This is a genomic window from Halorubrum halodurans (genome assembly GCF_002252985.1).
Lineage (GTDB): Archaea > Halobacteriota > Halobacteria > Halobacteriales > Haloferacaceae > Halorubrum > Halorubrum halodurans.
The window spans coordinates 1-4,481 of the sequence record NZ_NHPJ01000073.1; the positions used below are offsets into that span (position 1 = coordinate 1).

3 protein-coding genes are annotated in these 4,481 nt (G+C 73.1%); all 3 read left to right on the forward strand.

Annotated features, from left to right (window positions below):
- On the forward strand, window positions 1–256 hold a 256-nt coding region (locus DJ70_RS07135; protein WP_449272192.1), incomplete at its 5' end, for a DUF7519 family protein.
- An 84-nt stretch (window positions 257–340) separates the two neighbouring features.
- Window positions 341–1,306, forward strand: coding sequence for a bifunctional 2-dehydro-3-deoxygluconokinase/2-dehydro-3-deoxygalactonokinase (gene kdgK1, locus DJ70_RS07140; protein WP_179233996.1), 966 nt, complete (start codon window positions 341–343; stop codon window positions 1,304–1,306).
- A gap of 120 nt (window positions 1,307–1,426) precedes the next feature.
- Window positions 1,427–4,459 carry a PAS domain-containing protein gene (locus DJ70_RS07145; protein WP_094531469.1) on the forward strand — a complete coding sequence of 1,011 codons (3,033 nt, stop codon included), beginning with the start codon at window positions 1,427–1,429 and terminating at the stop codon, window positions 4,457–4,459.
- The last annotated feature ends 22 nt before the right edge of the window (window positions 4,460–4,481 follow it).

Below are 4,481 nucleotides of genomic sequence, written 5' to 3' on the forward strand. Positions count from 1 at the left end.
GCAGAGAGGTCCCGGCGTGGCCCTCGCGGTCGCGTGGGACGTCGCCGACCACGGGCTCTCGCTCGGCCGGCAGGTGGGACGGGCGGCCCGGACCCGCCGGAACGTGGCCGTCCACGCCGGGACCTCTCTGCTCGCGGGCACGCTCTCGGCCGGCGTCGTCTACGGGACGTACGTGACCGCGGCCGGCGGCCAGCCGATCGCCGCGCTCGCGCTGCTGTGTTTCGGCGGGGTCGTGTTGGCGTCGGCGTTCCGGTGAGGTCCGGCGGGTCGGGATCGGCGTCGCTTTTGTACCCGGCGATCGACGGGCGGACATGGACACCGACGCGACCGCGCCGACGGGGTGGTCGGCGTGACGGACCTCGTGACGTTCGGCGAGACGATGCTCCGGCTCTCCCCGCCGCGGGGCGAGCGGCTGGAGCGCACCCGCGAGCTCGACGTCCAGGCCGGCGGCGCGGAGAGCAACGTCGCGGTCGGGGCGGCGCGGCTCGGCGCGGACGCGGTCTGGTTCTCGAAGCTGCCGGACTCCCCGCTCGGTCGCCGGATCGTGAGCGAGCTCCGGAGCCACGGCGTCCGGACGGGCGTGGCGTGGGCCGACCCCGACGAGAGCCGCGTCGGCACCTACTACCTCGAACACGGCGGCGAGCCGCGGGGGACGAACGTGATCTACGACCGCGCGGACGCCGCGGTCACGACCGTCGAGCCGTCCGAGCTGCCGACGGACGCGCTCGAGGAGGCCGCGTACTTCCACACCACGGGGATCACCCCAGCGCTCTCCGAGACGGCCCGCGAGACGACGCGGGCGCTGCTGACGGCGGCCGGCGAGGCGGGCGCGGTCCGGACGTTCGACCTGAACTACCGGGCGAAGCTGTGGGACCCGGCGACCGCGCGGGAGACCTACGAGGCGCTGTTCGCGGACGTCGACGTGCTGTTCGTGCCGCGGCGGGACGCCCGCGAGGTGCTCGACCGCGAGGGCGACGCGGTCGAGATCGCCCACGGTCTCGCCTCCGAGCACGGGTTCGAGTGCGTGGTCGTCACCCGCGGGACCGGGGGCGCGCTCGCGCTCCGTGACGGGTCGGTCCACGAGCAGCGGGTCTTCGAGGCGGAGACCTTCGACGCGATCGGCACCGGCGACGCGTTCGTCGCGGGGTACCTCACGGAGCGGATCGACGGCGGCGACGTGCCCGCGGCCCTCGAGCGCGCGGCGGCGACCGCGGCGCTCAAACGCACCGTCGGCGGCGACGTCGCGGTCGTGACGCCGGAGGAGGTCGATCGTGTCCTCGAGGGCGACGCGGGGATCGACCGGTGAGCGGCGGCGTCGCTCCGACGGCCGGTTCTCGCGTCCGCGAACCGCGGGAAAACGATTAAGAGACGCTGCCGAGAGTGACGCACGTGATCGGATCGACACGTCGGCGAGCGGCCTCGAACGATGGGGGCTGAGCGCCGAGTCCTTCACGTCGGCCCTCCGGCCGACGCGCCGTGGGGCGACCTGCCCGAGGGGACGCGATCGGTGGCGACGCTTTCGGCGGTCGCCGGTCGGGAGCGCGCGGACGCCGTCGTCGTCCGCCTCGACGGGCGGGGCGCCGAGGAGGGCGACGGGCGAGACGCGGAAGCGGGCGACGGGCGGGTCGGGAGCGGAGGATCCGGGAACGGCGGTCACGAGGAGCGCCTCGAGCGTGTTCGTGACCGCTTCCCGGCCGCGTCCGTGCTCGCGTACACCGTCGAGGACGACGTCGACGCCGCGATCGCCGCGGGACGCCGCGGCGCCGAGTACGTCTCCGGGCGGCGGCTGACGACCGACGACGAGACCCTCGCGGATCGGATCGAGGGCGCGGTCGACGACGGGACCGACGAGTTCCTCGAACGGTTCCTCCGGATCACCGCCGACCGCTCCGCGGACGTCGAGACGAAGGTGGACCGCCTCCTGAACCTGGGCCGCGAGCGGCTCGACCTGACGATCGGGTTCACCTCCCGGATCGACGACGGCGAGTACGAAGTGACCCGCCAGCTGGGTGCCGACGAGCTGTTGCGGTCGTTCATCGAGGCGGGGTCGGTGGAGCCGGACGGCACCCTCCCGCTCGAGACGACGTACTGTCGGCGGACGATCGAGGACGGTGGCGTCACCGGGTTCACCGACGCCGACGAGGAGGGATGGGCCGACGACGTGGCCCACGAGCTGTTCGGTCTGGGGACGTACATCGGCGGGCGCGTGGTCGTGAACGACGAGGTGCTCGGAACCCTCTGTTTCGCCGACGAGGAACCGCGCGACCGCCCGTTCGGCGACGACGAGCGGCTGTTCGTCGAGCTGCTCGCCGAGTGGCTGGGCCAGGAGTTCGAGCGCCGGCGGGCCCGCGAGGAGCGCGAGACGGCGACGGCACGCCTGGAGGACACCCTCGAGCGGATCGACGACGCCTTCTTCGCGGTCGACGACGAGTGGCGGTTCACCTACGTCAACGAGCGGGCCGCGACGCTGCTCGAGCGCGACGCCGACGACCTCGTCGGGAGCCACGTCTGGGCCGAGTTCCCGGACGCGCTCGGACAGCGGTACGAGTCCGCCTACCGCGAGGCCATGGAGACGCAGCGGTCGGTCTCCTTCGAGGACCACTACGAGCCGCTCGACCTGTGGACGAAGGTCCGGGCGTACCCCTCTGAGGAGGGGCTCTCGGTCTTCTTCGCCGACGTGACCGACCGAAAGCGCCGCGAGGAGCGGCTCGAACGGCTCCTCGGGACGACGGAGGGGCTCCAGCGCGCCGCGTCCGTCGAGGAGATCGCGGAGCGCCTCGTCGACGCCGCGGAGGACGTCCTCGGATACGGGATAAACGGGGTCAGGCTCTACGACGCCGACGCCGACGCGCTCGAGGTGGTCGCGTTGAGCGACGGGGCCGAAGCGCGGCTCGGGAGGCGGTCCCCGAGATCGCCCGGCGACGGCGTCATCGGCGAGGCGTTCGAGACGCGCGAGCCCGTGATCGCTCGGGACGTCTCGTCTCGCGGCGACGACCGGGAGTACGGCGGCGTGCGCTCCGTGATCGCCGTTCCGCTCGGCGACCACGGCGTGTTCGCCGTCGCGACGACGGAGCCGGACGCGTTCGACGAGTCGGACGTCTCCATCGTCAAGCTGCTGGCGACGAACGCGGCCGCGGCGTTCGACCGCGTCGAACGACAGCGTCGGCTCCGGATCTACGAGCTGGCACTCGAGAACGTCGACGACATGGTGTGCGTGCTCGACGCCGACGGGACGCTCACCTACGCGACGCCGCCGTTCGCGGCGTGGCTGGGCGTCGACCGCGAGACGCTCGTCGGCCGCCCGCTCGCGGCGCACTTCGCCGAACCGGACGCCGCCGAGGTCGGGGACGCGATCGGCGCCGTCGCGACCGGGAACGACGGCGAGGCGGCCGGGGACGGTCCGACGACGGTCGACGTCCGGGTCCGGGATCCCGGCGACGCCCACGGCGGCGACGGTGACGGTCGCGGATCCGACGGTCGGGACCCCCGTCGCGGCGAACTCCGTCTCTCCGGATTGGGGGACGGGTCGACCGGGGTCGTCGGATCGCTCGTCGACACGACGGACCTCTACCGCGCTCGAAACGAGCTGTCGCGGGAGCGCGACCGCTTCAACCGGCTGTTCGAGCGACTGCCGGATCCCGCGATAGAGGTGGTCCACCGGGCGGAGGACACGCTCATCCGGTCGATCAATCCCGCGTTCGCCTCCCGGTTCGGCTACGAGGAGGCGGCGGTCAAGGGACGGTCGGTGGACGAACTCGACCTCCGGTACGACCCCCTCGAGGAGGGCGAGGGGGCGAGCCCGGAGCCGTCGCTCGACCGCCGCGTCCGCGAGGAGGGGTTCGTCACGGACGAGGTGCGCCGGCGGACCGTCGACGGCCCCCGCGAGTTCCTCTTTCGCGGGTTCACCTACGAGACGCCCGGCGAGACGCACGCGTTCGGCATCTACACGGACATCACGGAGCGGAAGCATCGCGAACGGTACCTCACGGTCGTCAACCGGATCCTCAGACACAACCTCCGAAACGAGCTGAACGTCGTCTTCGGGTTCGCGAGCGAGATCCAGCGGCTCGCCGCCGAGGACCGGGTCGTCGACTACGCCGACCGGATCGAGACGACCGCGAAGCGGCTCACCAGTCTCGGCGACGGGGCGCGTGAGATCAAACGCGTCGTGGACGACGGGCTCGAGGGCGAACTCGAGCGCGTGGCGGTCGCGCCGGTCGCGGAGCGCGTCGCCGAGCGCTGGCGGGAGGAGCGGCCGGACGCCCGCGTCGAGACGGACGTGCCGACCGACGTCGAGATCCGCGGCGACGACCGGTTCGNNCACAACTCGGGGCTGGGACTGTGGATCGTCGCCTGGGTGGTCGAGGCGTACGGCGGGAGCGTCCGGTTCGGCGACGGGATCGACGGCGAGGGGACGCGGGTCCGGCTCCGCCTGCCGACCGTCGACGGAGCCGACTGATCCGGCGGTCGAGTCCCGCTCC